The organism is Brevibacillus reuszeri (genome assembly GCF_001187725.1).
GTDB classification, from domain to species: Bacteria; Bacillota; Bacilli; order Brevibacillales; family Brevibacillaceae; genus Brevibacillus; species Brevibacillus reuszeri.
The window spans coordinates 294,486-321,415 of sequence record NZ_LGIQ01000009.1 but is presented as its reverse complement, the minus strand read 5'-3'; the positions used below and the strand labels follow the sequence as shown (position 1 = coordinate 321,415).

Sequence of the window (26,930 nt, the reverse complement as noted above, 5' to 3'; positions counted from 1 at the left end):
TTACAAAGCGAGAGAGGAGGATCGGGATGGAAATAAATACGAATTACAATGTCATAGAAATATTAACTGTAATTTTAGGATGGCTTGTTATAGTTTATTTTGCCTATAGAATTTATCATAAACAAATTGAAAAACCGAAAGTATGGAAGATTCCATTAATAATACTTGTCGGTCTTTTTTCCTTTTCAATTAATTGGAATATGTTTGATAGGATATTTAAGTTGCCAATTTTACCTCTTGGTGTATGGATCTTGTATTTTGTTTTTAAAGGCAAAAAAGAAAGGTGGCAGACTTGTCGATCATTTGCTTGGTTAGGCTTTGGGGCGAATTTTATTTTCTTTGCATCAACTTTAATAACAATACCAGTCCAGCATGTGATATACCCTAAAGACGAACTATCAGTCTATATCTCAAATGTTGAGAATGCTTCCATTCTAAATATTCACCCATCAGCTAAAGACAGGTCACTAAATAAAGATAGCTTTCTAAAGCAACTCGATACAATGAGACAGGAAGTAATAAATAGTGATCAATGGTACAGAGAGTCCTATATCAATTCTGAATCGAATAAAAGAAACGAACGGTTTCCATATCAAATTATTGGAACTTCATCAAAATGGGGGAGTGGTCTTCATACATTGATTTATATTGAAGACGATGGTAAAGGAATTTTATTATCAACACCGAAAAAGCAACTTTATTTTCGCTCCAAAGATTCGCTAATAGAGGGAGAATAAAAATGATGAAGAAAAAGTTATGGTCTGTTATTTTTTTTATTATATTCCTATCAATTTTTGTATACTGGTTCTATTTTTCGAAGCCTACTTCTTTTCCAACAAATGAACAATTGGTTGAAGAGATGAATAGTATCTTTCCAGAGGTGAGCGCAAATATCATTCAAGACACGATTCCTATTGACGAGCGGCATGTATTAGTTCCTTTTATTTCTAAGAAAAAAGACTACGGTCTTAGCTATTGGGCATGGAAAAATCATAAATGGAAGGTTGCCTCGGTTAATACAAAGGGGCAACCAATGCTATGGAAGCCTAATATAAACGATCCTTCATCGTTTTATTTCATATGGAATATTGACCCAAAGGATCAACTAAGTTCTATTCATTTTTATTTAATTAAAGACAGAGGATATCATATCACAAAAGGGATAGAGCATTACTCTCCAAGAGTACAATTGGAGAAGAGAGTCTCCGTTCAAGATAAATCTTATGGATTGATGCAACTGCCCGACGATTGGGTAACGTTCATGAATGCATATATAAAAGTAGATTCAGCAAAACAATCTCCCGACCGAGATATGTTTTTTGGTTGGATTCCATATGATCAGAAGAATAATGAGCTTTTCCCAGAGGGTTCCATAAATGGAACTTGGTATTCAAATGGTAATGTTGACTTGGAATATGTGATGATATTAAATAAGGGCGATATCGAGATTCCAAGATAGCTTTATTTAGGTATAACGTCTAAGGAGGCGCACCCATGAACTATCAAAGCGAGAGTGATTGTATTGTTATGGATAGGAACGGCTCATTAATAATAGATGGTTTAATTTTTGGGAGTCTTGGCTGAAGATGTAGAACATGTAAAGCTTCAATAACTGGTGTAAAGCATGTGGTCACTAGGAGTTAATAGAAAAATGCACATATATTGAGTGCACTTGTGGGCATAAATGGGGAAATGATGATAATGGCCTATGGCTTATCTTTCAAGAAGCTAGTGAGGGCTATTATTTACAGTTAATCAAAAACGAATTGAAGAGGAGTTATTCAAGAAACGAACTGAAATCCATAAAGTGCAAGAAATAGGTAAAGGGAACAAAAATACAGAAGAGAAGTAAAGTGTCCACAAATGAAAAAAATACATATATTAAATCTAAATAAAAGCTACGCATAATAATTAATAGTCAGATGGCATACAAAAATAAAGGTACAGGATAAGTATATATTTTCAGTTCATGAAATCTACATTTCATGAACTGAAAGATAAAACGCATAACCGCCCCTCTAAGCAGGTGACACCGTTTAGAGGGGCGGTTTAAATATTTTAACAATCGAATCGTAAGGTCTCGATGGCTTGTTTCTTTTGTTCCAAATCAATATGGGTGTAAATAGACGTCGTCGCTAAACTTTCATGGCCAAGAAGCTCCTGTAACGTACGTATATCTACCTTAAAAGGGCCTTCCTTGGAGCGTAAAAGCAGCGTGGCAAGGGGTAAACCTGCATGTTGAAGGACTTCCTTGAAGATCCGATGTAACCCGCGAGGATTTATTGGTTGATCCAAATAATTTGTAAAAACAGGCTCGGAAGAATAGCATCTGTAATTCGATTAACTTCATGTAAACCGGCACTTCTTTGTCTGTTTTCGGCGCTTGAATACCTATCATAAAATCGGTCGATATCCAATTTTCCTTTGCACAAAATCGACTAAAGGATTTCAAGCAAGAAATGCGTCTTTGTAGTGTTCTTGGATGCGTCTGATGCTCAATCACTTGGTCTTGAACGAATCTCCGAACTGTTGAATTACGAATTTGTTCTAACGTTGATGTGCCATGGACCCTGGCTAGAAACGTCTCAAATACATGTAAATCATAAGCATAGCTGCGCATCGTATTTGGGGATACATTGCGTTCAACCTCCATATAAAACAAAAATTCATCCATCGCTTGTTTTACCTGCAAATGCAATCGTCCTCCTAAAAAATCCATTATACGGACGCAACCATTGGTTTTGGACCGTCCATGAAACTTATCCGGATGCACCTGATGATTATCAGGAACCTTTACCATATAGATTCCTGATAATGTAGATCATCGGAACCAAGACCTTTAGTTATTGTCCCACTTGATCTTTTTATAAGTTTACATAATATATATTATCGGACTCAAAGTGAAATAGAGAAATGACCAGAAGAGTGGCCACCTATTTCCTGCATTCCGTCACATTTATTCAAAGATCGATGGCAATCAGTTAGTCTGTACATCCATTATCAAAAGATTTCTCCGAATCTAGATATAAAAAACTGCAGCTTGTGTATCCAACAAAATAAAACGAATATGCATTCCTGGTTTTCATCTACTAACTTTACGCACACATGCGAATCATCATTTTGTATCCGTATGAATCTATCGATCAACGCATCCGCGTAACCATAGCCATTTGACCTCACAAAAGAACACTAAGTCTCAAAAACGACATTCCACGCCAAAATTATACCCATAATANACTATTTACAAATAATGTATTTTAAATTATAGTATAATTAAGATCGCTATAACTAAAAATGACCGGAGGCCACCACCGTGACCAAAGTAAAAACTAAATCGAAAACTCCCCCTTCCACTCCTAAGAAGAGATCTTACGAGGACACCTTAAATAACCTGGCATCGTACCTGGAACGAACCAAGAAAAAATAAAAACGAAAAGAGTGCCAAAGGGCGGCACTCTGCTTCGTCGTGTATGGGACTTTCATTATCCTCAAGGAAAAGCTTCGATTCTCATCTACCTACTTCTCCAATGCTTGTTCACCTATTCGCTATCTACTTCAAGCTCCATCCAGTTATACAGGTAAAAATCTGTTAGCAAGCGAACAATTTCACCATTTGCATCATAGCCGATGTAGCTCGCGTAGCTGCCGTCACCCCAACCGGTCGAAAACATCATTACGTTCCCCTCACCGACTTCTTTTACCAGCCAACAACGCGTATGCTTATACGTATGGTCCATCTCTTTTGACAGCTTATCCATATACGTATCGTCTTTCTCTGACGCTTTCTCAAATAGCTCGCATGCACTTGCATCCATAAAGGAACCGGTTCCGGAATCTACTCCGTACCCGAAAAATTCGTTTGGACCTAATTGGGACATATCAGAGTTTTCCCAAACCGCCATCTCCCAGGAAGCAACCGGCTTGTTGGCGAAAACAATTTGTGCAAAAGCTACACGCTCGTCAGCCTCCCCAGCCTCTTCTTCTCCAGTGGAGCCAGCTTTAGCCGCTACTTTGGCAATGGACAGCTGAACGGGAAACTCACCTTTAGGAAACGACACCTGAAACGGCTCTGTTTCAAACAGTACGAATGGATCGTTCGCAACAATCTTTCCTGTTTTTACTTTCAGCTTCCCCAGGTCCTGGCAGTACAAGCGATATTCGTAATGATCTTGTTCAAAAGTCGTTCCTTCTTCAAATGCTGTTTCAAATAGCTTTGGATACGTAGCATTCATATATTCATCCTCCTCAAACGTAAAAACACCCCACTGACGTTGTGTGCCAGCGGGATATCAGTTTATCCATTTTTACTTGTTCAAAGCTGCCTCGAGAGCTACCTCGATCATCTCATTGAAAGTCGTCTGACGCTCTTCAGAGGAGGTTTCTTCGCCTGTCAAAATGTGGTCGCTGACTGTGAGAATGGACAACGCATTACGCTTGTACTTGGCAGCGAGTGTGTACAGAGCAGAAGATTCCATTTCGACAGCAAGCACTTGGTAGGAAGCCAGTTTCTTGTACAAGTCGAAGTTTTCACGATAGAAGCTGTCGCTCGTAAAAATGTTTCCTACTTTTACAGACATATTGCGCTCAGTAGCTACCTGGTACGCTTTGTGCAGCAAGTCGAAGTTGGCAGTAGGCGCAAAATCGATCTGATTAAACAGCAAACGGTTCACTTGGGAGTCTGATGACGCACTCATGGCGATAATGACATCACGAACCTTGATATCCTCTTGAATCGCCCCACATGTTCCTACACGGATCAGGTTTTGTACACCATAGGATTCCATCAGCTCGTTTACGTAAATGGAGATAGATGGCACTCCCATACCAGTTCCTTGTACAGAGACGCGTTTTCCTTTGTATGTACCCGTGAAGCCCAGCATGCCACGCACATTGTTATAGCATTCTGCTCCCTCTAGGAATGTTTCTGCAATGTATTTCGCCCGTAGCGGATCGCCCGGTAACAGGATCGTTTCAGCAATTTGGCCTTCCTTTGCTCCAATATGAATACTCATGTTTATTGCTCCTTTACTTTCAAAAAATTACCTACCACGTTATCGTACTACAAAAACCGAACATTGCAAAATGAAAGTTGCAAAGCCGATGCACGTCGTCTGTGGCATCGGCAGATTTTGTTTCTTTTTTTATATGAGTTCCTCGTTATTTCGCTCATGAATATAGTGAATGGCCTCCAGATGATCCCCAAGTGACGTCAATTCCCGCCAAGCTTTTTTGCCATCAAGCAGTCTCTCTTTTTCGCTGGAAACGGTCTCCTTGATCCGGTGAGAGCGTTCTAATCGAAGGCCTTTTTCAATGGCCACTGCCTGTGCCAAGGGAGGAATGAGTAAATGCTGGAATCCGATTTGAGCAGCTGCCTGACTAGTAATGGCAAAGGGTACATCGCACATGGACGACGTCCCTAAGTCGCCTTGTGCAAGCAAATGGTTTAAAAAGTTTCTGGCCAGCATGACCGTCCCTGTAGTTTGCACCTCTGTTGTCGTCTTATTCTGTGAACGTTGCAGAGCGATATCTACGCCTTTATAGCAAGCCTTGGCAAATGGCTGTAGCTCCTCCGCTCGGATAACAGTATTAGCGTCCAGAAACAGCCATACATCGCCAGCAGCTTCACGAGCACCGATAGAGCGCCATACATCCTCTCCAAGTGCAAACGGATAAAAAAATACCTTGAGAGAGTACGTGGAATAGGATAACACAACATCAATTGAGCTATCTTGACTTCCATTTATCACCACGATGATTTCCTTTGGGCATAGCTTTTCGACTTGCTTTAGTATTTTTTTCACGGTCTTCTCGCAGTGAGATCCCCCGATAATGACGCTTAATTTACATTGATTTTCACTTTTTTCGGAATTTTTTATGCGCTCTGCTCCCCGCTTTTTTGTGGGGCGAGCACTTCGCTTTTCGTTTGGCACCCCATCCATTCCCCTCCCTTTCACTGGGTTCCTGATAGAAAACCGAGCGCAAGTGAAGCAAGCCTGGAGCCTGCAGTAAAATTCTGAATCGATCTCCATCCGGCAAACCAGCACGCTGTCCCTTTTCTTGGAGAAGAAATCGGATTGCTTCGGCATGCTCCTGCAGGATTACCTGTGTCTGCTTGCGCATGGTGTGATCTGCTTCCTTGTTCCATTTCAAAGGCGTTTTTGACGGAATGGACGTGATATTAAGCCCTGCTTTACCTGCAAAAGCGAGAGCGAGTGGTGGCGTGCGAAGCAATTGATGCCCCAGCCTCTCGATCGCACGTTGTTTCAACGCATATGGCACAAAGCACAACGAAGCTGCGCCCAACTCTGTTTTCCCACTAATACAGTTAAGAAAACGAGCAGCCATTCGTTGTGACGAAGGTTTACTTTTTGACGATGCGGGTGTGTACGCGGTAAGAACAACGTCCCAGCCCTTGTTGGTTGCATCTATGATTCTGGTTAACAGTACAGACGTGGCTCTTACTCGCTCATCTAAAAAGAGAAGAGTTTTGCCCTTGGCATGCATGGCACCAAGTGATCTGCCTTCATCATAAGTAATAACTGAATGCGAATGGACTACTCGTGCCCCGAGCATCCACGCTTTTTGAGTCGTGTACGTTTTCTGTCCAGGACATACAACGATTACTTCGAGGGCAGACGTTAGTTTTCGTGCCATTTGTATCGTCTGTATGATCGAAGAGGATTCGTCACCTGCCGGGATGATGACAGACACTTCTGGAAGAGCCTTGTCTAAGCTGTCCATCTCATCCCTCCCTCTCGAAAAAATATGTTATACCCTTACATTACGCAGTGAAAAGACAATCGGACACGGCATCTATACCCATCCTTCCATGGAGCGAAAACGATTGGCATGAGCGGGGACTTCAGATGTGGTACGTCACTTAAACTGGCTAAGTATTGGTAGCGATTGTTATCTGCACAAAAAAGGACGAAGATGATTTCTTCGCCCTTCACTTATCTTAGATTTGATTAATAGGCACGGCGCTGCAATGAGCGCTGTTTTAAACGTCTTTGTCTTCGCCTTTTGCTAAAGGTAAAGGCAATCAGAAAGAGATTCAGCCCTAACCAGACAACCATTAGACCGTAGCGAGCAAACGGATGCTCAGGTTCATTGGTTAGTGCTGCTCCTGCTGCTTGCTGGTGTGCAACAGGTGGTGAATTCCGGTGCAGCGGATATAGTGCCGAGAGCGGACCAGCTTGTACAGAAAGCTGCCCATCTGCTGATAAAGTAACCAATGGTTCTGCACCAATCGGAACTGTCGTATACAAATCGTCCATTGCGATATACGTAACAACAGAATCGCTTCCGGGAACTGCTAATTCCGTATAGACATTACCGCGTGTAGCAATCTGTCTCGTCTCAAACCCTGCAAATCCGTAGTCTAGCATCTTCATGACGTCTTTATAGGCATAAGGACTTGATGCAGCCTTCATTGTAACCGCAATCAATTCCGTGTTTCCGCGTTTGGCAGATCCAACTAACGTGTGCATCGCCTGATCTGTAAATCCATTTTTAATTCCGGTTGCCCCTTCATAATCACGCAAGAGCTTGTTGTGATTTATCAGCTCTGATTTCCACTCTTTCCCGTCCCAAGGCAGTCGATTCGTACCGACGATCTCGCGGAAAATCGGGTTTTTCATGGCGTATTGAGCGATTTTGGACATATCCGATGCTGTCGTGTAATGATCAGGATCATGCAGCCCATGAGCGTTTGTAAAATGGGTCTCTGTAACGCCCACTTTTTCTTGCAGGTACGCATTTAATTGCTCTGCAAATTGCTCCGTCGTCTGGCTCATATGCTCAGCAATCGCCGTCGCAGCATCGTTGCCGGAATGCATCAATAAACCATATTCCAGCTTTTTTAAAGAAACCTGTTCTCCTTCACCCAGATAGACGCGTGTTCCTTCTTCATATCGCGCTTTTTTGGATACCGTGACAATATCCTCCGGGTTTCCTTTTTCAATCGCGTAGATTCCAGTTGCAATCTTGGTAATACTGGCAGGGTACAACTTTTCATGAGGATTCTTCTCAAACAGGACTTGTCCGGTTGTAGCATCAATCAAAATAGCTGATTCTCCAAATAAGGCTTCCGGAGAGAGTGTTTGTCCCTCTTCAGCAAAAGCCATAGGTACGTCACAGCTCCATAGAAGTGTGGCTACAACGAGAAGGTTCGTTAGAAAAAAACGCATGGTTGTCGATATCCTTTCCTTGCTTGTCGCTATTTTACGAATGGCTTTTGTTGCATATGAAGTTATCTTTCCCTACTTTAGACGCTTACCTAACAGATCATAAATCATTTTAAACTTCGGGTTATCAGCAAAAGCTTCTTCAAAGCCACTTAGATGCTCTCGATACAGTGCGGCTGCAGATTCCAAATCCTGCTTAACGTACAAGGAAAAGATCTCTTCCAGCTTTTCCTCCAGACTCGAGTCTACCTCCGCAGGCGTTAGAATCTCCTGTCGCAAATTGTTCATCAGCACATCAAGCTGATGAGTAATCACGGATGCTTCGTGCAGCTGCTGCAACACATCCGCGGGAATGTTTCCATCGTACTTGTAGCGGAGCTCATGCTCGTTTGTTGCCCAAAAATTCATCCCGAGTGTACGAATTTGAATCTCACAAAACAATGTTTTCTTTTCACTTCCATGATAAACCGTATACGAAACGATCATATGGATGCTTCGGTATCCTGATTCTTTTGGACTCGCGATGTAATCCTTGCAATCATGAATCGTGATATCTTCCCGCTCCTGCAAAAGCTGCTGGACTTCTCGCACATCATCTACATAACGGCAAACAATACGCAAACCCGCAATATCCTGTACTTCTTTGGCTACCTCGTCTTGCCATTGGGCATTTTGAAAATCAATGCCCTTTTCCTTGGCCTTTTTCAAAAGGCTGTCTACTTTTTTCACCCGACCAACTACAAATTCGATCGGTGAGTATCGCCCGCTTTTCAGAAAGCCATATTTAATTCCTTTTAATTTCAACTTCAATTCTTCTACTGCCTGTTCATAAGGTGCCAGAAAATGAACCATGTTGTTCAAAACCTTGCTCGGCACGTGTGAAGCTCTCATGGCAGAACACCTCCCTTTACTTCCAGAGGAAAGGTGATTCTTCAAAAAACGGCTGTGGGTTCACGTACGTATTCCCGATCAGCATACCGTAATGAAGATGAGGACCTGTGGAGAAACCTGTGGTGCCCATTTGCCCAATCACCTGTCCCTGTTTTACCTCTTGCCCGGTTTTTACCTCGAGCTTGGACATATGAGCATAGATTGAAAAGACGTTTAAGCCATGGTCGATAATAATGGTATTACCTGTTAAGTACAGAGAATCCGCCAAAACGACTTTGCCGTGATTGCTCGCCCAGATTGGCGTACCTGTTTTGTTTGCGATATCGATTGCCGCGTGTCGATTGGCTGGTACTCCGTTGACGACCCGCTGATAACCGAATGGCGTGGTTAGCTTGCCTTCTGCTGGCTGCTTGAACGGCCCGTCGAAATACGGAGTCTTGGCAGATACGGATCTGGCCGCATTGATCTTTTTCTGATCTGCATTGATGCGATTCGTGTCTTGCCGCATTTGACTCATTTTTTGGCTTACAGTTATAGAATCGACTTCAAATTTTTTAGGTGAAATAGTTAAGGAAACAGACAGCTTTTTATCAGCGGATTGCAGCTGATAGGATCCCGGCTTCGCGTTAAATGGAATCGGGATAAAACGGGTATACTCACCTTCAGAAGGCTGTAGATGATAGGTTTGCGAAAACAACGTTACCGTCTTCGCCTCTTTGCTGCGCACAAAAATAACATCGCCCGGATACGTACTGGCTGGCGATACGCTCAGCGATGGCTGTTGTTGTTTCACATGTTGAACTTGAGCACCCTGTACCACCTGGCCGTACGTGCTTGTCCCCGAAACGAAAGTCAATGCAGCGACCAACATAAAACTGACTGTCGAATGCAACATAGCACGCTCCCTCCCATTTTCCAGTATAACAAAAGACAACCTGAAAGGAAAAAAGAAAAAGAAGGCTGTAGCGCCAGCCTCCTCCCCTCAAGTTACAATTTTTTGGTATACTCTGCCATCATATCCATAATCGACTGCACACCAGTCAGCATTTCACTTGCTCGCTTTGTTTTCTGTGAGATATTATCAAAATCAATCACGCTCTTTTTCCGATCATTCCACTGCTTGAACATCTCTTCGGCCATTCCCGGATTTTTGCGTACCGCTGTAACGCGAGTGGAGTCTTCGGAGAGCCAGGCTTCAAACTCAGGATTCTCTTTTAAGAGTCGTTTCACTTCTTTTCGTTTCATCCGCGAAATTGTCACTCCTTTCCGATGTACAAACGGTTTAGTTTTCTGTTCATAACACCATATGACTAGTCCGCGGATGTGCTTGTGTGTTTGCACTAGATAAAAAAGAAAAAGGGCGGAGTTAATACGACAAAAACAGAAAGGCCCCTCGAGGGGACCTTTCTCATCCAGATATTTACTTGTTTTGGCGTGGCTTAGCGGCCAGCCATTTGTTGCTCTGCGTAGCTTACCAGACGCTTAGTAATTTCGCCACCAACAGAACCGTTTTGACGAGAAGTAGTGTCTGGTCCGAGATTTACACCGAATTCAGATGCAATCTCATACTTCAGTTGATCCAAAGCTTGGTTCGCTTGAGGAACTACCAGGTTGTTGCTTCCAGAGTTGTTGTTAGCCATGATTGATTCCTCCCGACGCTTTTTTTCTTCCTGGACGGGGATGAACCGTCAGCATTGCTGCCTCTCGCTCTTGAGACCGGAAGTTGATGTACAAGAGGTGTTTGATTACCTCTTGTGCTACTATCATCCCACCACATTCGCCAACCATGCATGCTAAGGAAAATGTAATATCTGTCAAAGTTACTCGCGGGCATTATGCTATAATGTCCGTATAGTTTAGGTTGGAGAGGAGTTACCATTTGTGAGTCAATCAGGAAAAGTGTTGCTCATCGACGGTATGAGCTTTTTGTTTCGCGCATTTTATGGATCAGCCTGGGGTGGCGGGTATCGCCAAACCTCTTCAGGAGTGTACACAAACGCGGTTTACGGTTTCACCAAAATGATGCTGGATTACGCCGAGCTTGTACGTCCGACCCATCTCATTGTCGGGTGGGATGTCGCATCCAGAGAATCGCTGGTGAGAAGCCAGTGGTATGACGGTTATAAATCCAATCGTCAAGCGCCACCGGACGAGCTTATCCCGCAGTTTGATCTGGTAAAAGAAGTAACCCATGCCTTCTCCGTGCCGAATCTGGGATGTCCTGGCTTTGAGGGCGATGATGTTCTGGGTACACTAAGTTCACGCCTTGCCATGGAAGGGCATCAGGTAATCATTGCGACTGGTGATTACGACAGTCTCCAACTCATTTCTGAGCAAGTCAGTGTAAAGATACTGAAAAACGGTGGTAAGCACGAGCATTTTGATCCTGCTAGCCTGCTAGCCCTGCGTGGAATCATACCTGAGCAGGTAGTAGATGTGAAAGCACTCATGGGCGATGCCTCTGATTGTATTCCAGGCTGCCCAGGTATCGGTGAAAAAACAGCGACCAAGCTGATTATCGAGCACGGCAATTTGGACAACCTCTACGAAAATCTGGCAAACTGCACTCCGAAAATGCGAAGCAAGCTGGAAGAAAACCGCGAGCAGGTATATCTCAGCCAAAAGCTAGCCACGATCATTCGTGACGTCCCTGTAGAGTTTTCCTATGATGAAGCGGCGTGGCAATACGATCGCACTACTGTTCATAGCAAATTTGAGGAGCTGGAATTTGGGCGTACCTTGGCTGGCAGAGTCAGCTAGCAAGAGGAGGCAACAATACAGATGAATGCTGATCTGGCAAAAAAGCTCAGATGGAAGTCAGGGATGAATGTCCTTCTACTGAATCCGCCAGGAGGATTCTCAGGCGAGCTCATGCCTTCTGACGACGAGGGCGTCTTCACCATATGGGAAAAGCCCCAGCAACCTTTGAGCGATATACAATATAACTTTGCTTTGCTGTTTGTCTCAAGTGTGCAGGAGCTGTCAGAATGGGCGTCAAGCTTGCTTTCATCGCTAGCCTACGATGGCCTGCTGTGGATCGCCTATCCGAAAAAGAGCTCTAAAATCAAAACTGATATCAGCCGTGACCAAGGCTGGAATTCGATAACTAGCGCAGGAATGGAAGGAATCGCACTCGTCTCCATTAATGAAACGTGGTCATCCATGCGCTTTCGTCCAGTCGAATTGGTTCCCTCTCCTCGTTCTCAGCGTACAGCCGAAACAAAGGAAGCAAAGCCAGCCACAGAAACAATAAAAGATCGCACAGTCATTATTCCAGAGGATTTACAATTGGAGCTGGACAAGCATCCTGAGGAAAAAGCTTTTTTTGAGGCACTTGCTTATACTCATCGGAAAGAATACGTACGGTGGATCACCGATGCAAAACGACCGGAAACACGTATGAACCGGCTTGCAGCTACCATCGAGTATTTGAGCGAGGGTATTAAAAATCCATCCTCCAAGAAAAAGTAGCAAGCAGAAAAACCCCGGTTCGCTAGTTGACTTACGTCGTTGGCGTTATCAGGGGTTTTTTGGTTTTTTATTGGGCGGTTTGAAAGACATCGAGTAGCAGTCCCGTATTTTCCTCTCCATCCGTTTCCCAGCTGGAAGCAAAGCGTACACGATGTGAAACCCCAAGAATATCGTACTCTTGGACCAGGTGCTGACGAGCAGAACCAACGATCAGGCTATGGAGACGAATTTGCTTTCGTTGCCCCAGACTAAGAAGCTTCTCCTGCACATAAGCAGAAATTCCTCCTACTCCGTCTGTTACCATAACATAATCGGCACCCTGCATGGATTTTTGACTTTCGACGATTTCAATTGCTCTTTTCATAGGAGCATCAAAATGCGTTCCACCGCCAAAAGCCATTTGTGCAAGATTGTAAAACGATGTCCAATCCGGCTTGCGATGATAGAGAACTTGCTCGCGCAGCTCGCCTTTTGCCCCGAACAACAAAAGCACAAAATCGCGTTTTTCCAGCATGGAAAGAGCCCCGAAGGTCATCACGAAAATTTGCGCCAGCCTCAATTTATGCCCACGCATGGAGTGTGAGGTATCCAGCATGCAGATAACCGGTCCTTTTCGCGGCTGCTCGACCCAACCAGACGTATCGTACGTCATAAGCTTTTGCTCCAGCCATTTGAGCATAAAGTAGCTCTCGTAATCCGGATCAGCCAAAAGCACCGCTTCCCCTGGGAGCATATGAGCAATATCGCCAGATTGACGCAAATCGTAGTATTCCTCTGGCAGCTGCTTGGAACGAATTTCCTTGCGCCTTACCCGAAAGAGGTGCACATTTCTCCCCACCTCGTTGAGAAAAGCGATGAGGTCGGGATGACGCTTTAGCTTTTCCATCCACTTCATATAGTGCTCGAAGCTTTGTCTACGAAGCTTTCCTAGCTCATGCCCCCATGAACGATTGGCAAATCGTTGACTCGACGTCACTAATTCATTGACGAAGAGGCTATCCATCTCTTCCTGAGATAAGGATTCCTTCAAGGATTGCTCCAGCCACTGCCCCAGTTCATTTTCAAAGGCAGCAATGGCCTCCCGCTCCTGCTTGTGCAAACGATCCAGTTGTTTTTCTCGTTGCGAGAGCTCCTCTTCCAGCTTCTTCACTTTTTGCATGAGCTTTGTACGCTTGGTAAACTGTACACTCATTTCCTCGCGAAGGCTGGCAATCCGCTCCTGCAAAGCCCTGACTTCTGCTTTCACAAGTGGCTTGGTATCGATTGCCTCCTGCTTGTCTTCCACCATTCGTTTGCCTTGCTGAAGCGTATAGCCAACTAGCTGGAGCTTCTCCATCTGTTTTTCCGACAATAGCTCAGACATCTGGGCCTGCTGCTGCCCTTCCTGACCACGCTGCTCCTGAAGCCCCGCAATGAGGGGAGTGAGCTTGTTGTCTTTTTCCCGCTCCTTCACTTCTTTTTGAAAGGTTTCCGTCAGCCAGAGGAGCGACTTGATGGCTGTTTTAAAAGCAGCACTTTCCTGACCGACTGTGCGCGGGTGAATCATTTTTGTAAAATATTGCTTCATCAAGCTGCGAATCATCCAATGATGAAACGGTGTCACTTCCTGTGTCTGATCTACTTCCGCTTTTTCGAGATAAAAGACAAGAAAAAAGTCTGCAAGCAGCTCCAAATCAAACCAGGACGCATGCGCACGTGCCTCGTCCACCCATTCCTGTGCGGTTCGGGATGACTTGAGGTAGTTCTCAAACAGATACCGATCCACACCGCTGGCACGAATAATCATGATCCGCACCTCCTACAGCGTAAAATCGTACTCGGTCCCAGCGATTTCCTTGTCAAAAACCGTTCGATAAGTCCGCTGAAGCTGTTGCAAAATCCGTTCTCCCTCCACACGCAAATAGGCGTATTTAACGGTATATTTCTCTACGTTGTGAATGAGTCTGTTCTTTTCGAAAACAAATTGCTGCAAATCCTCTTCACGTCTCTGCCATTGGATCAGGTGGTTACGTAAATCTCTTGCTGTGTCCTCTAGCTCGATACGACTTTGTTCAAGCAAATGTTTACTTCGTTCCCATGCATCCTTGCCTAGCTTTGCTCCTACTTCCTTTTTAAATTGAAAGGCATGAAGCTCCGATTCCTTCTCACGCCATTTATCAGCAATCTGCCCAAAACGCAGTAAAGGCAACTCATTTTCCATCTCCGTCTTGAGCATATCTGTGAATTGCAGCTCAAACAGCTCTTTCATCACTGATAAATCTTCAGGCGCATCCCACATCATATGCGGGGTAAAGACAGTATCCCAAATCGTCACCTCTTCTCGACCGTGGAGAGCTGCTGAGGTCTTCCATACATGAGCAATTTTACTCCAGCGACGATCAGACAGGATGTACTCCTTCGCTTCCATTTCCTGCTTCAACCGGTACAGAAAATAGATAATCGTCTCTGGAATGGTTACTTGCTTGGCCGCGGCCTGAATATCTTTGACATCGTACAAGGAAAAGACGACTGGCAACGTCGTGGTAGGCAATGAAAACATTCGTTCATAGCTGGATGCCTGCTGCAAATAATGGACCTCATAGCGGAACAGGAAGCGGTCATAAAGTGCCGTCAATTGCTCATCCTCGTCTGGAAGCTCATTAGATGCCGCAATCAAAAATTGCAAAGGCACTGCCTCTTTTTCCCGACCATTGAAGTAAATCCTCTCGTTCAAGATGGACAGAAGTGCATTCAAAATGGCGCTGTTGGCCTTGAAGATTTCATCCAAAAAAGCAAACTGAGCGGCAGGCAGATACCCTTCCGTTTTACGTACGTATTGATCAAGCTTGAGCTGTTGCAAGGAAACAGGACCAAAAATTTCGTCCGGTGTAGTGAAGCGGGTCAATAAATATTCAAACCAGTGCTCAGAGCCGAATAGCTGTGAAACAGACCTGGCCAATTGTGATTTGGCAGTACCCGGCGGGCCGATTAATAGAGCATTTTCTCCACTCATCATGCCGAGCATCAAAAGGCGAATCAACTCACTTCTTTCTAGGAAACGGCGCTCTAAAAGTTCGATGGCCTGGTCCATTTTTCGTTGGATGGGTGTTGGTGTGTTCATAGCAAATGGCGCCCTCACTCTCGTCGTAGAGGTAAGAGAAACGCTGCTTCCCCCCTCTTGCTTGGAGTCCAAGTAATCCTTGGCTGTATGTATCTGTAGAAGCTTTTTTTATAGTGGCATATTGTGGACAAAAATGCCAGTTTTCTATCTGTGGCGGGTATTCTCCCATCTGTCTGTGCACTCACCCATATCTAGCCTCACGCATATTCTGTGGCAAAAGACTGCAAGACGGAGTACAGACAAAGGAGGGTTTCGCATGGGGGTTGAGCTTGCCTGGATACATGGTGTCTATGTGTTGTTCGTGCTAGGCATTATTTTCATGATGGTGATGCGAAGGGACACAAGTCTGATCAGCATCGTCGGGATAGCTATCTTAGGGCTCGTTGCGACAGGTTCGGTCACGACAGCGATCGGTGGAATTTTTGGCAGCTTTATCTACGCTATTACGGAGTTGTTACCTACAATCCTCGTGATCTGTATCATCGTAGCGATGAGTCACGTTCTGACCGATACGGGAGTAAACGAAACCATGATTAGACCCATGACACATCTCGTTCGGAATGCAACATTAGCGTATTGGGTCATCGGTATCGTCATGATGGTTATTTCCTGGTTTTTCTGGCCATCTCCAGCTGTAGCGCTAGTTGGGGCTGTCATGCTGCCCGTTGCCTTGCGTGCGGGCCTGCCGGCAATTGGTGTCGCTGTTGCGATGAACTTGTTTGGTCACGGAATCGCATTGTCAGGAGACTTCGTCATACAGGGAGCTCCGACACTCACGGCCAAAGCAGCAGGTATTCCCGTTAGTGATGTGATTTCAGCGAGTATTCCGCTAGTCATCGTCATGGGGGTCGTAACGACGATCACTGCCTTCTGGTATTTGCGCAAGGATATGAAGATGGGCGTCATTCCATCGCCGGGAAAAGATACTTCGATACCTGATGAGGTCTTTACCTCGGCAAAGGTTCCTCTGCGAGCTGGGTTGCGACGTAGTCTGGCCCTACTTGTTCCCGTTCTGTTTGCCCTTGATGTTGTCGCGATGTTTGCATTTGATTTACGCGGAGGAGACGCAACTGCTCTTGTTGGTGGAACGGCCTTGATAATCCTGATTATCGCAACCATGCTGGCGCATCAGAAAAAGGGTCTTGAACAAGTAACGACCCATCTGATACAAGGTTTTCAATTTGGCTTCAAAGTGTTTGGTCCCGTCATTCCGATTGCCGCCTTTTTCTATATGGGAGACAGCGGGTTTAACAGCGTTTTTGGTGAGGTCTTGCCCAGTGGGTCGCACGGAATCGTCAATGACCTCGGTGTTGCGCTCGCACAAGCTATTCCGATCAGTAAAGAGGTCGCCGCTCTTACTGTATCTGCCGTTGGCGTCATAACAGGCTTGGATGGTTCGGGCTTCTCTGGCATTACCCTCGTAGGTTCGCTGGCTCAGTTGTTTGCCACGGCATTAGGTACAGGAGCTGCAGTATTGACTGCTCTAGGTCAGATTTCAGCGATTTGGGTCGGTGGCGGAACCATTATCCCGTGGGCATTGATTCCTGCTGCGGCCATTTGCGGTGTCGACCCGTTCGAACTGGCAAGACGAAATTTGTATCCGGTTGCCATCGGGTTGCTTGTCACTACCATTGTTGCCATGTTTCTACTGTAAGAGTACTCATAGCCAAATAAGAAAGGCGAATGGTTGCATATCTGCACCGTTCGCCTTTTTTTCCGCGATCAAATTCTGTTTTTGCTGAGGCCTCATACACTTGTACTAGCATCCTAATTGGAAAGGAACACTCCGTATGAAGCTGTGGGGAAAAAGCATTCAGGTAGCGGCAACGTACGTCGGGACGGTTGTTGGGGCGGGTTTTGCCTCTGGTCAGGAGATTCTCGCTTTTTTTACTTCCTACGGCCATTCGGGAACGATCGGCATCCTGATCGCTACAGTGTTATTCGTTTGGCTTGGCTACAAGATGATGTGGCTTGCTCATACAATGCGCACACCTTCGTACGAATCGTTTAATCAAAAGCTGTTCGGTCCCTTGGTTGGCACAACGATGAATATTCTCGTCTTCCTTACCTTATTCGGCGTGACAACAGTGATGCTGGCTGGAGCTGGGTCTGTTCTCGAAGAACAATTCCAAATCCCGTATTTGGCAGGCACGGTTGCGACTGCCTTTTTTGCTCTCCTGATCCTGCGCAAAGGACTGGAGCAGCTGCTTGTAGTTAATGCCATCGTCGTTCCTTCCATGTTCTTGTTTGCCTTGTTCATCTTGCTAGATGGAAAGGTCGATTCACCCTTACCGATCTCGGCCCCTGTCAGCTATGAGTTTCTATGGAAAACCGTTTTGTATGTATCATTCAACCTGGCGATGGCCCAATCTGTATTAATTCCAATCGGTTATGCGATTCGCGAGCCCATCATTTTGCTGCGCGCTTCTGTGATTGGTGGTGTCATCCTCGGATTCATGCTGCTCGTTGTCCATACAGCCATGCTTGCCAACTGGAATGAGGTGCGCTTCCTGGACATCCCGATTTTGTTCGTCACCGACCGTTGGAACGAATGGCTGCAGCTATTCTTTGTGTTTGTGCTGTACTCGGAGATTTTCACCACATTGATTTCGAATGTATTCGGGATTGGTCAACAGCTACGCGAGCTAGTATATGCCCCGGAATCCCGTATCTACCTCTTTCTCTTGCTGTCAGCATTCGTGCTTTGCTTGATCGGATACAGTCAGCTCCTGATGTTTTTGTATCCCTTGTTTGGATATTTAGGGCTTTCTACATTGTGCCGGGTTGTGATGCCCAGCGGACAGTTGTCACGATAAAGTTGGTTTACACCCTAGTCATTCAATCCCTTTCCCTCAAGAATTTGCTGCATGCATTTTTCAACCCTTGCCGCCCGTGTTTTGGATTGTTTGGGCTGCGAAAAATGAAGAATGTATGCTCTTTGTCGTCCAGGCGTCAATGCTTCAAATGCTGTTTTCAAGGATGGGTTATCGTCCAGTATTATTTGAAATTCTTCAGGAATGTTGTATTCTTCATGCTTTTTATAACTCACTTCTACTCCGGATTTTTCAACCTCAATCGCTTCCTGTATATAGGCTTTCAGGATGGCTTCCATTTCAATAATTTCTTGAACATTAGTGAAGCGAATCTGGCGTCCCGCCTGTACATTCTCCGTTTGCTGGATAAGAATGCCATGCTCATCCTTTAGCAAGGCACCTTTATGAAAAAGAAGCGCACAATACTCTTTAAATCCATGTATCAAGACAATGTTTTTATTCTCAAAGGTGTAGCAAGGATGCATCCACTTAAAGTCCTCGGTCAATTCACAGTCAAGAACGATATCTCTTAGCTTCTCAAATTCTTCCTTCCACTTTTTCGCCTTACTTAAAAATTCATCCACCTTAGGATTCGTTCTGCGATCTGTCATCAAGACACACCCTCCTCATGGCATCGTATCGTGTCAAAATCTACCTGTCACGTTTTGATTGTACTGCTTTTTTATGGGTTGTACATCAAGAGTTTATCATTCGTCCTAAGCATCGCGTCATTGGGTTTCGGTAATCGATAGCACCAACGTTGTCCCATAAAGTAAGAATAATCGTTTTGGGCTCTCGGTATACTCTCGTTATTTCCATCCGTCCATCCGCACATGAACAATCACTCCCCTTTCTTCGTCATATGATAGTCCTGACTACTTTTTTATAGGGGATGAATGCATGCCAGGCTCATCAACAAGAATAGATGTTCTGATACCAGCAATCCCTAAAGACTTGGTCACTCTTCCACATGTGATCAATAGCATAAGAAAATATGTGAAGCATCCGATAGGCCGCATCATGATCATCGCACCGAAAAATCAACGAATCATTGATTTTTGCAGGCGAAAAGGCTGCCGATTTATCAACGAGGCCTCAGTCCTCCCGATTGGAAAAAAGGGGATCTATTCACACACGGGCAGGTGGAATCGGGCCGGGTGGCTCTATCAACAGTTGTTAAAGCTCAGTGGCGACAAGCTATCCTCGCAACGGTTTTTCCTGGTGATTGATGCCGATACAGTGCTCATTCGCCCCCATCTGTTCAGAATCAATAATAAAACGGTGTTCTACTGCAGAAATTGGACGCATCAAGAATATAAAAATGCGTACCGAAAACTGTTAGGAAAAAGAGCAACCTCCCCCGTCTCTTTTGTTACCCACTATATGTTATTTGACAGAGCAAAGCTGTCCCGCTTAAAGAGGATCATTGCATCTAGACACAATCGGAATTGGTACATTGCTATTCTTGACCGCATTAATAAAACCAAACCAATTAACTTTTCAGAATTCGAGACATACGGAAATTTTGTCCGTTCACATTATCCAGGCGCCATGATTATTCGCAGCTCTATGAACAAGAGCCTGTCAAGCAATTTTCTTTCATTATCGGGAAAGAAAGTGAAAAAGCTGGCAAGAAAATACCGCTCGATTTCATTCCATAAACGCAAGATCTATTTTCGAAAATAATGGCAACAAAAAACCACAACGTTGTGTGCGTTGTGGTTTTCGTTGTGACCAACCGAGACACTAGTTCAGCTTATGCCCGCAATTCGGACAGAAATTGGCCCCTTCGTTTTTCGCGCCGCAGTTTGGGCAAAAATTTGGCTTTTTTCCCTCAGATGTGGGTGAGGATGGGGCTGAATTGGATTCGCTCGCTGGCTTTTGATTGGCGTTTATATTTTTCATCATTTCATTGGCGATGTTCATTCCCATCATCATGCCAGCCATGTCTGCAGCAGTGCCGCCACCTTTTACGTTTCCAGATGCTATCCCGTCTGTCATGGCAATTTGTTGATACTTTTGCAGATTGCCGACCATTTCGTAGGAAGCTACTTTTGTAATTTTCTCTTGGATTTCTGGTGGATAGTTAAAGCTCATCACCTGCAAGCCTGTGATCGTCATCCCGATATCCATGATCTGCATGTCGAGATCCTCTTGAATGCCTTTGGCAATATCAAACGCATTTGCCTGCAGATTGAACATATCCTTGCCTTCACGGCTGATCCACTTCATGAGCAGCTGATCCAGCACTGAAGTAATTCGGATTTTGACGTCCTCCACCAGATAGCTTTCCTTTACCCCGGCGATTCTGTCAATCAAGGTTACATAGTCGTTCACTTTAAAATTAAGCGTGCCATTTGCCCGAATAGGCATGCCACCTGGGAGAGCTGGAGTCGGAATCAGAACGGGATTTTTCGTCCCCCATTTGACAGTAAACTCCTTCGTATTGACAAACAAGACCTCCACTCTCATCCCGCTATTAAAACCAAATTTAAATCCTTTTAATGTAGATAAAAACGGAATGATTTCAGAGGCAATTTGATACTCCCCTTCCGCCTCAAAAATCCCTTCGATTTTTCCATTATGAATAAAAATGGCGTCCTGGCCTGGGCGAATGATCAGTTTACTACCTTTTTTGATCTCCCGATTGCTCCACTTCCAGAAGATCATATCGTCGCGAAATTCTTCCCATTCCACTACATTCGCAAATTGGTTTGCAAAAAAAGACATGCTACATCATCCCTTCTATTAGAAACTTCCTCGGCTTCCGCTATGCGAGTGTCCGCCGCTGGTAGTTCCACCGCCTCCACCACCGCCACCTGAGCCGCTGTTGTTGTTCTTTTCGATTTTTTGCTTCGTGACAGTTGTTCGTATATATTGGTCCAGGTGGTCGAGAACACCAGACGCCTCAGCATCCTCGTACGTCATCCTATTCACCGTGACACGACCTCTAGAGCGTAAAGTCATCATGGCGACGACAATCCCTCCGATGATAACCGATGCACCTACTTGTACCCAAATGTTAAATAGTGGATTATCAGGATCGACTCCAGGGCGCACACCCATGTATTTATCCACTGTTTGAATATACGTTTGGAAGGCAAGCGCGTAGTCACCACTCGTCAAATCCGAAGTGATCTTGGTACGTATCTTGTCGAGCCGCTCGTTGTCCAGATACGTTTTTGCCTTGTAAAATCCCGCCAGGTAGATCTCTCTATTTTTCATGTCCAACGTCAAAATAACTGCATTGCCATGAGGTTTATCATATCCAGGCGCTTTCTCGTCGTAAAAATCTTCCGTCATTTTCATGACATCGCCGTCAACCTCATTATTGGTAGTTAAGATGATAATATCCGTTTCTCTTTTTGCCCCGTATTGTTTCGCCAACGCGCTTAGCTCATTGTATTCGTCCTGACTCAACAAACCGGCATCATCGTAAATCAGCTGTTTTGTTTCTACTCCTGCCGCTTCAACAATCTGAATCTGTAGGGCAAATGACATACAAAAAACGAATAAAAACAATACCGCTACAATCACACCACTTCTTCTCACCAAAATCCACCTCCCATCATCCAGGAGATCAGCTTCAGTGAAAGGAAGCACACACTGGATATGCCCGCAAACCATGCTGTCACTTTTGCTTTGCTAAGGGGAGGCTTGCCTACGACCTTACCCGTCTGGCCATTCATCGCAAACGTATACTCCAGTTTATTGTAGTCGTAGTGTACCACCCACACAGGCAGCAACGCATATTCAGCCGGCTTAAACTTCGTATCGACCTGCTTGCTGGTGTAATTCACAGTGGTATACTGTGTCATCGTTGACCGAATATACTCTTCAATGTATGGGCTGATTTTGTTTTTTGCCCGCGGAAAAAGCTCTTTGTCATCGTATGAGTATTTTTCAGCAACATAGCCCGCCAAATACGCTGTCTTAAAGCTTTCCAGCTGTTTATACGGAAAGGGCTCCAATTTATCCATCAGATCATCGTTCATTTTCTCCGAGGCATCGATTGGCACATCGACGTAGTTCAAGCGGATCCTCCGGTACACATCGAAATGCTGTGTTTCCGTGTACCGATAGTCACCACGCGTATACGTGCTCACTCTTGTACCATGGGCTTGAACCTCGACAAGATTATTTAATTCGTATAGCCAAAAGGGGACGTACATCCCGGTGATGCCTTTTATACGATCTGCGGTCATAAACCCCTTTGGAGTAAGCAGACCATTCCGGCACCATTTTCGGAATGCCTGCGTCGCTTCCTCTTTGCTTATGGAAAAGGGGATAACCACTGCCGGAGCCAGCTTGCCTGACAGTCGATCACCGAGTACGACGACGGACCCGCAAAAAGAGCAGGTCGTTGCAGTCGTTTCCGCTTCCGTAATTACGACGGCTCCACAGCTTTTGCAATGATACTCCGACGCTTCGTCGTCTGAAAAAACATTGCGCTTCAAAGGATCGGGCATCGTCTTAATATCGTCAGTTCGTCCACAGCTATGACAAGACAGCATTCCTGTGTCGCTGTCAAAAACCATGTCACTACCACAATTCGGGCATTTAAAATCGATAACTTGCATCCGCTCACCTCAGCGTGAAACTGTTAGTCTTTCTTTTGCATTTTTTCTTTGAGTGCCGCTAATTCATCTTCAGCATTCGTAGTCGCTTTCGCACTCTTCTCAAACTCAGCGAACATCTCGTCAAAATCGTTCTTCGCTTCCTTGCGAAGCTCGGCAATCGCCATCGCTTCGTCATAAGCTCTGTCTACTTTTTCTTCCGCCGCGTCGAATACGTGATCGATACCTCCCATAGGCGAGCCACTGGAATTTATGCTTTGCTGGGCTCTGGTTGCGGCTATCTTCTCTTTCAGCTTCGCATGGCGTTCTTTCAGCTTTTCTATGTTCGACTCCAATTTCGCTTCGATTTGCTTCATACTGGCGACGTTTGCCGAAGCTGCTTGATAGGCGGCTTGGAACTGAGCCTCCTTTTCGGATAGCTCGACTTTTTTCTCCAGAAATTTTCTGGCCTTCGCATCGTCACCCGCTGCTACAGCCTTCTCCGCATAATTTTGCAGCTTTCTGATCTCGGCACTGTATTCATCCAGTGCGCTTTTCGCCCTTCTTTCATTCGCCAGCATCGATGCTGTCTCTGCCTTCACCTTGCCCAAATCGCTGCTCATATTTCGCATGAAGTCATCGATGGTTTTCTGTGGGTCTTCATTTTTCTCCAAAAAAGCGTGCATATTGCTTGCTAGAAGCCCTTTGATCCTTGACAAGATTTCCATGATAACCTCCTTTGATTTACCTATGATTCTTGCTTACTCCAAGCCTGCAGGTTTTTCCTTTTCGTCCAGTGGATACCACCTGATGACTTGACGCGGTGGATTCGTCAAGCTTTCATCCAGCAAGACACCCTTCCAGTAAATCTCACCCGGACCGTCTGTAGTATCACCGTCTTTAATCACGGGTCCATTCTCATACACATAATTCGCGATATTTCTGAGAAAACTGGCTACCTCATTCGGATCATACATTTGACCATGGAAAATCGCCTCATGATCGATTGCATCTAATTGAAGCATACCAACAGTATCCATCATGAGCCAGTCTTCTGGTAAATTGAACAGGCGCACATTGGACCATAGCTCCAGCGGAGGCAGCTCTATTTCTTCGAAGCGTTGTTTCATCTCCTGCATCGTGTCAGCAGAAGCGAGCGACTCTCCATTAGGATTAAAATAGCAAAGTGATTCCGGCATTTGAAGAAGCGTCTCCGATACCGAATTCAAAGCCAAAAGCTCTGTAAATGGATCGTAATCCTCGGGCAGAACTGGAGCCTGCTCATCTGTTTGCCCCAACGTAAAGCTGGAACGGACGCGGATAAACGCGGTATGTTCAGCGGCAGCCTGTCGTCCCTCTGGGTACCCCCACGCCTGCTGTGCGGCACGTTCCAGATTATTCGGGTACGTAAAAGGTCCGAAAAAGCCCATCGTCCAGGCGCCAAACAGCATGGTGTCCCCGGCGGGATCTCCCATCTCATCCGGCCATTGTCTGTCTACAACATCAACTTGAATATATCCGTTGTCTTCAGGGCGAAACGGAATGAGCAAGCTGGGACCGCTAAATACCCATTGCTCGGATGATTCATTTACATTCATGATAGCAAACTTTTGTTGAAGTGCTTCTGCGATTTGCTGAATCGTTACAGACTTCGAAAGCAGAATGGCAACCCCTTGAGAATATAACCCTTTTGGCATCTTTTCCCTCTCCATTTCATATGATCCATGCAACGATTGATCATCCCCACTTTTCAAGGGATCACCATGCTCTTGCTGTATCCTTTTATTGTCCAGTCAAAAACGCGCTAACGCTCATCCTTGGCTTTGTCGCTGAACCAAAATACCGATCTCTTCTAATTCTTTTACGGCCGACTCGACATTTCGTTCCGGATTTAATTCTAAAATGATTGTTTCGCTCATGAAGAGGCTACGATAAATATGTGTAACGGCATCAAGCGAAAGCTCCATTTCGTAGTAGTCCTCTGCCCATTCGACATAGTCTTCAGCTAAATCATAAATCATTCCCAGCAGAAAGCCAGAACCATCATCAAGCTGCTGCGGATTATGTATATCACCTGTTTTCCACACCGTATCGCCCGGTTCTCTCCATAAGCAAAAAGTAACGTCGTCTTTGGTAAATGCTTCGTCTTCAAGGTGGGAGAGCAATGAAGCAGGCACCTGCTCGTAAATGCCAGGCCAAACCTCAAAATCTTCTCTAGCGTGTGGACTCATCTCTGATTCATGATCGAATCCTTTTACCAGTACCCCTTCAGGAGTGAATAGGACAAACATATCGTCTCCAGCGCCGTTGCTGATGCTCGCCATCGCTACTCCCTCATCCCAATGAGGATAAAACTGAAATCTGCGCAGCCAGTCTTCTGAGCATAGAATGATGTCGAGAGCACTACAAGCGAGTAGACGTTGTTTCAATTTTTCAGGATCAAGAAACGCTGTTGGCCAATTTTTCATTATTTTTACTTCCTTTCTTCCGATCCAATTGGTGGAGCTCTCCTAATCCCAGTCCATGTAAGACCGGCATACCAGATTTGCATGGCCGCAATCTGGACAAGCCAAGGCAACTGCTTCAATCTCGTCATCTATCGGCTTTGCAGGCATGACTCCTGAGCAGCGAGGACAATTGTAGCGATTTGTATAGATGTCCGAATGCGATTCCAAATGCAAATATACCGCATTTAACAAGAATTTACATTCATTACACAAATAAAGACCGTGATAACAGACATGCTTGGTAATCTCGTCCTTACTGAATTCGCGAAGACGTTCCTTGCCTATGGGCTCTTCGTACCATTCCAAAATATCTGTCAAATACATGTATCGGAACCCGATTCCCAAAAATACATTCTGATTATATGAGCACCGTTTGCAAGTCAGGTTATATGCTACGCCCATATGTTTTCCTTCCTTTCACATGTGTACGGTAAAAATCCTCAAATCCGTGTTCACTCCCTACGTCTTCCGCTTATTCAAGAACGCCTCAAACTTCTTCCGATTCAAAATCTCATGCGTTAAAAACTCTCCGTTCCAGTAAGCAGTGTAGGTTGTGAACGGGGAGGCTGCATTTTGCGCTTCCTCTCTGCTAGTTAGCTTGATCCGCTGGACAGGGATTTGGAATTCTTTTTGAATGGCGTCGAGTTCTTGATTCGCGTAAAAATCGGTGAATGGACATTGGTCGGTATACATGACTACCAACCCATCTGTTTGCTCGATTCGTGCTTTTTTTGCTGTTGCTTTGAATGTGGGGTATGGAGCTTGATCGTCAAAACGTTTAACCAATAGTTCAAAATACGGTGGGGCTGTATCACACACCTGAAAGCCGTTCTTGATAAAGTAACTCTTGTCTGTGAGGTACGGTTTTTTCTTCGCACTGGAGATAGCAACGATGCCGTGTTTTTCTTTCGCATCTTGCATGCACTCGTTTAGCAATCTCGCTCCATATCCCTGACCTTTATATCTCCCTGCAACCCAAAAGCAATTGATGAACAAATAGTTCGCAGCTTCGATTGGCGCCCACGCGTATTCAGCTGGTATATACTCGATGAAAACTTTTCCTCGAACATCCAGCTTTTTAAAAACCAGGCCTTCTTCCATTCGGCACTGTAGCCACTGCTTTTTAAGTGTGACCCCGTTTTGATTGTCTTTATCGGATAAGGAGCAACAGATGTGCTGATCAAAAATATTCTCCTGCGTCAATGCAAGAATATCCATCATTTCTTTCATCCTTTTTCTCCTTTCAACTATTACATCGGTTATGCGATCATTCGGTTTTTGCCGACATACTCGTCATTGCAAAAAGTATTACCCCCGTAAATTTTTACACTAAACAGCTTGAAACACAAAATAAAGCGAACGTTATTAGTTATTCGTCATAAAATATACGCTTTTTCATCTCTTAT

General features: G+C 44.9%; 29 protein-coding genes. 7 read left to right on the top strand and 22 right to left on the bottom strand.

Annotated features, from left to right (window positions below; translation table 11 throughout):
* Window positions 1-26 precede the first annotated feature (26 nt).
* On the top strand, window positions 27-737 hold the full coding sequence (locus tag ADS79_RS16105) for a hypothetical protein (protein WP_141261114.1): 711 nt from the start codon (window positions 27-29) through the stop codon (window positions 735-737).
* A 2-nt stretch (window positions 738-739) separates the two neighbouring features.
* The gene (locus ADS79_RS16100; RefSeq protein ID WP_049739444.1) at window positions 740-1,459 is read left to right on the top strand and encodes a hypothetical protein; all 720 of its coding nucleotides are present in this window, start codon (window positions 740-742) and stop codon (window positions 1,457-1,459) included.
* A gap of 599 nt (window positions 1,460-2,058) precedes the next feature.
* On the opposite strand, the gene ADS79_RS36135 is transcribed toward ADS79_RS16100, so the two are convergent.
* The 11 genes from ADS79_RS36135 to ADS79_RS16050 form a co-directional block, all read right to left on the bottom strand.
* On the bottom strand, window positions 2,059-2,295 hold the full coding sequence (locus tag ADS79_RS36135) for a tyrosine-type recombinase/integrase (protein ID WP_236700001.1): 237 nt from the start codon (window positions 2,293-2,295) through the stop codon (window positions 2,059-2,061).
* Complete coding sequence (locus tag ADS79_RS16095) at window positions 2,183-2,692, bottom strand: site-specific integrase (RefSeq protein ID WP_049739443.1); 510 nt, start codon at window positions 2,690-2,692, stop codon at window positions 2,183-2,185. The genes ADS79_RS36135 and ADS79_RS16095 overlap by 113 nt, the downstream gene beginning before the upstream one ends.
* An 847-nt stretch (window positions 2,693-3,539) precedes the next feature.
* Window positions 3,540-4,232, bottom strand: coding sequence for a DUF4241 domain-containing protein (locus tag ADS79_RS16090; protein WP_049739442.1), 693 nt, complete (start codon window positions 4,230-4,232; stop codon window positions 3,540-3,542).
* A gap of 72 nt (window positions 4,233-4,304) precedes the next feature.
* The gene (gene deoD / locus ADS79_RS16085) at window positions 4,305-5,012 is read right to left on the bottom strand and encodes a purine-nucleoside phosphorylase (RefSeq protein WP_049739441.1); all 708 of its coding nucleotides are present in this window, start codon (window positions 5,010-5,012) and stop codon (window positions 4,305-4,307) included.
* 129 nt (window positions 5,013-5,141) lie between these two features.
* A complete protein-coding gene (locus tag ADS79_RS16080) occupies window positions 5,142-5,801 on the bottom strand; it encodes a glycosyltransferase family 2 protein (protein WP_236700000.1) in 660 nt (219 codons plus the stop codon).
* Window positions 5,802-5,853: 52 nt separating this feature from the next.
* A complete protein-coding gene (locus ADS79_RS16075; protein WP_049739440.1) occupies window positions 5,854-6,741 on the bottom strand; it encodes a hypothetical protein in 888 nt (295 codons plus the stop codon).
* 227 nt (window positions 6,742-6,968) lie between these two features.
* On the bottom strand, window positions 6,969-8,189 hold the full coding sequence (locus ADS79_RS16070; protein ID WP_049739439.1) for a D-alanyl-D-alanine carboxypeptidase family protein: 1,221 nt from the start codon (window positions 8,187-8,189) through the stop codon (window positions 6,969-6,971).
* Between the two features lie 72 nt (window positions 8,190-8,261).
* A complete protein-coding gene (locus tag ADS79_RS16065; protein ID WP_049739438.1) occupies window positions 8,262-9,077 on the bottom strand; it encodes a GTP pyrophosphokinase in 816 nt (271 codons plus the stop codon).
* A 16-nt stretch (window positions 9,078-9,093) separates the two neighbouring features.
* Window positions 9,094-9,972 carry a M23 family metallopeptidase gene (locus ADS79_RS16060; RefSeq protein ID WP_049739437.1) on the bottom strand — a complete coding sequence of 293 codons (879 nt, stop codon included), beginning with the start codon at window positions 9,970-9,972 and terminating at the stop codon, window positions 9,094-9,096.
* 92 nt (window positions 9,973-10,064) lie between these two features.
* Complete coding sequence (locus tag ADS79_RS16055; RefSeq protein ID WP_049739436.1) at window positions 10,065-10,322, bottom strand: hypothetical protein; 258 nt, start codon at window positions 10,320-10,322, stop codon at window positions 10,065-10,067.
* A 194-nt stretch (window positions 10,323-10,516) separates the two neighbouring features.
* A complete protein-coding gene (locus tag ADS79_RS16050) occupies window positions 10,517-10,717 on the bottom strand; it encodes an alpha/beta-type small acid-soluble spore protein (RefSeq protein ID WP_049739435.1) in 201 nt (66 codons plus the stop codon).
* A 241-nt stretch (window positions 10,718-10,958) separates the two neighbouring features.
* On the opposite strand from ADS79_RS16050, the gene ADS79_RS16045 reads away from it, so the two are divergent.
* Together ADS79_RS16045 and ADS79_RS16040 are read left to right on the top strand one after the other, a co-directional pair.
* Window positions 10,959-11,837, top strand: coding sequence for a 5'-3' exonuclease (locus ADS79_RS16045; protein ID WP_049739434.1), 879 nt, complete (start codon window positions 10,959-10,961; stop codon window positions 11,835-11,837).
* 21 nt (window positions 11,838-11,858) lie between these two features.
* On the top strand, window positions 11,859-12,548 hold the full coding sequence (locus ADS79_RS16040) for a YdeI/OmpD-associated family protein (RefSeq protein WP_049739433.1): 690 nt from the start codon (window positions 11,859-11,861) through the stop codon (window positions 12,546-12,548).
* A 67-nt stretch (window positions 12,549-12,615) separates the two neighbouring features.
* On the opposite strand, the gene ADS79_RS16035 is transcribed toward ADS79_RS16040, so the two are convergent.
* The gene (locus tag ADS79_RS16035) at window positions 12,616-14,334 is read right to left on the bottom strand and encodes a hypothetical protein (RefSeq protein ID WP_049739432.1); all 1,719 of its coding nucleotides are present in this window, start codon (window positions 14,332-14,334) and stop codon (window positions 12,616-12,618) included.
* 12 nt (window positions 14,335-14,346) lie between these two features.
* A complete protein-coding gene (locus ADS79_RS16030; RefSeq protein WP_049739431.1) occupies window positions 14,347-15,648 on the bottom strand; it encodes an AAA family ATPase in 1,302 nt (433 codons plus the stop codon).
* A gap of 256 nt (window positions 15,649-15,904) precedes the next feature.
* Here ADS79_RS16030 and ADS79_RS16025 point away from each other — a divergent pair, with 256 nt between their 5' ends.
* Window positions 15,905-17,302 (top strand): hypothetical protein, encoded by a 1,398-nt coding sequence (locus ADS79_RS16025; RefSeq protein ID WP_049739430.1) that lies wholly within the window; start codon window positions 15,905-15,907, stop codon window positions 17,300-17,302.
* 136 nt (window positions 17,303-17,438) lie between these two features.
* The gene (locus ADS79_RS16020) at window positions 17,439-18,464 is read left to right on the top strand and encodes a YkvI family membrane protein (protein WP_049739429.1); all 1,026 of its coding nucleotides are present in this window, start codon (window positions 17,439-17,441) and stop codon (window positions 18,462-18,464) included.
* 14 nt (window positions 18,465-18,478) lie between these two features.
* Here the strand turns inward: ADS79_RS16020 and ADS79_RS16015 are convergent, their stop codons facing one another.
* Complete coding sequence (locus ADS79_RS16015; RefSeq protein WP_049739428.1) at window positions 18,479-19,072, bottom strand: YdeI/OmpD-associated family protein; 594 nt, start codon at window positions 19,070-19,072, stop codon at window positions 18,479-18,481.
* A gap of 289 nt (window positions 19,073-19,361) precedes the next feature.
* On the opposite strand from ADS79_RS16015, the gene ADS79_RS16010 reads away from it, so the two are divergent.
* Entirely contained in the window at window positions 19,362-20,147 is a 786-nt protein-coding gene (locus tag ADS79_RS16010; protein WP_049739427.1) for a DUF6492 family protein, read from the top strand.
* Between the two features lie 60 nt (window positions 20,148-20,207).
* Here the strand turns inward: ADS79_RS16010 and ADS79_RS16005 are convergent, their stop codons facing one another.
* From ADS79_RS16005 to ADS79_RS15970, 8 genes are all read right to left on the bottom strand, one after another.
* Entirely contained in the window at window positions 20,208-21,191 is a 984-nt protein-coding gene (locus tag ADS79_RS16005) for an SPFH domain-containing protein (protein ID WP_049739426.1), read from the bottom strand.
* Between the two features lie 18 nt (window positions 21,192-21,209).
* Window positions 21,210-22,013, bottom strand: a complete 804-nt coding sequence (locus ADS79_RS16000; RefSeq protein WP_049739425.1) for a TPM domain-containing protein — start codon at window positions 22,011-22,013, stop codon at window positions 21,210-21,212.
* Window positions 22,010-23,041 carry a TFIIB-type zinc ribbon-containing protein gene (locus ADS79_RS15995; protein WP_049739424.1) on the bottom strand — a complete coding sequence of 344 codons (1,032 nt, stop codon included), beginning with the start codon at window positions 23,039-23,041 and terminating at the stop codon, window positions 22,010-22,012. The genes ADS79_RS16000 and ADS79_RS15995 overlap by 4 nt, the downstream gene beginning before the upstream one ends.
* Window positions 23,042-23,064: 23 nt before the next feature.
* Window positions 23,065-23,745, bottom strand: a complete 681-nt coding sequence (locus ADS79_RS15990) for a PspA/IM30 family protein (protein ID WP_049739423.1) — start codon at window positions 23,743-23,745, stop codon at window positions 23,065-23,067.
* Window positions 23,746-23,778: 33 nt separating this feature from the next.
* Complete coding sequence (locus tag ADS79_RS15985) at window positions 23,779-24,714, bottom strand: DUF4261 domain-containing protein (RefSeq protein WP_049739422.1); 936 nt, start codon at window positions 24,712-24,714, stop codon at window positions 23,779-23,781.
* Between the two features lie 114 nt (window positions 24,715-24,828).
* Complete coding sequence (locus ADS79_RS15980; protein ID WP_049739421.1) at window positions 24,829-25,485, bottom strand: hypothetical protein; 657 nt, start codon at window positions 25,483-25,485, stop codon at window positions 24,829-24,831.
* 42 nt (window positions 25,486-25,527) lie between these two features.
* Window positions 25,528-25,926, bottom strand: a complete 399-nt coding sequence (locus ADS79_RS15975; protein WP_049739420.1) for a hypothetical protein — start codon at window positions 25,924-25,926, stop codon at window positions 25,528-25,530.
* Between the two features lie 57 nt (window positions 25,927-25,983).
* Window positions 25,984-26,745, bottom strand: a complete 762-nt coding sequence (locus tag ADS79_RS15970) for an N-acetyltransferase (RefSeq protein WP_236700074.1) — start codon at window positions 26,743-26,745, stop codon at window positions 25,984-25,986.
* Between the last annotated feature and the right edge of the window lie 185 nt (window positions 26,746-26,930).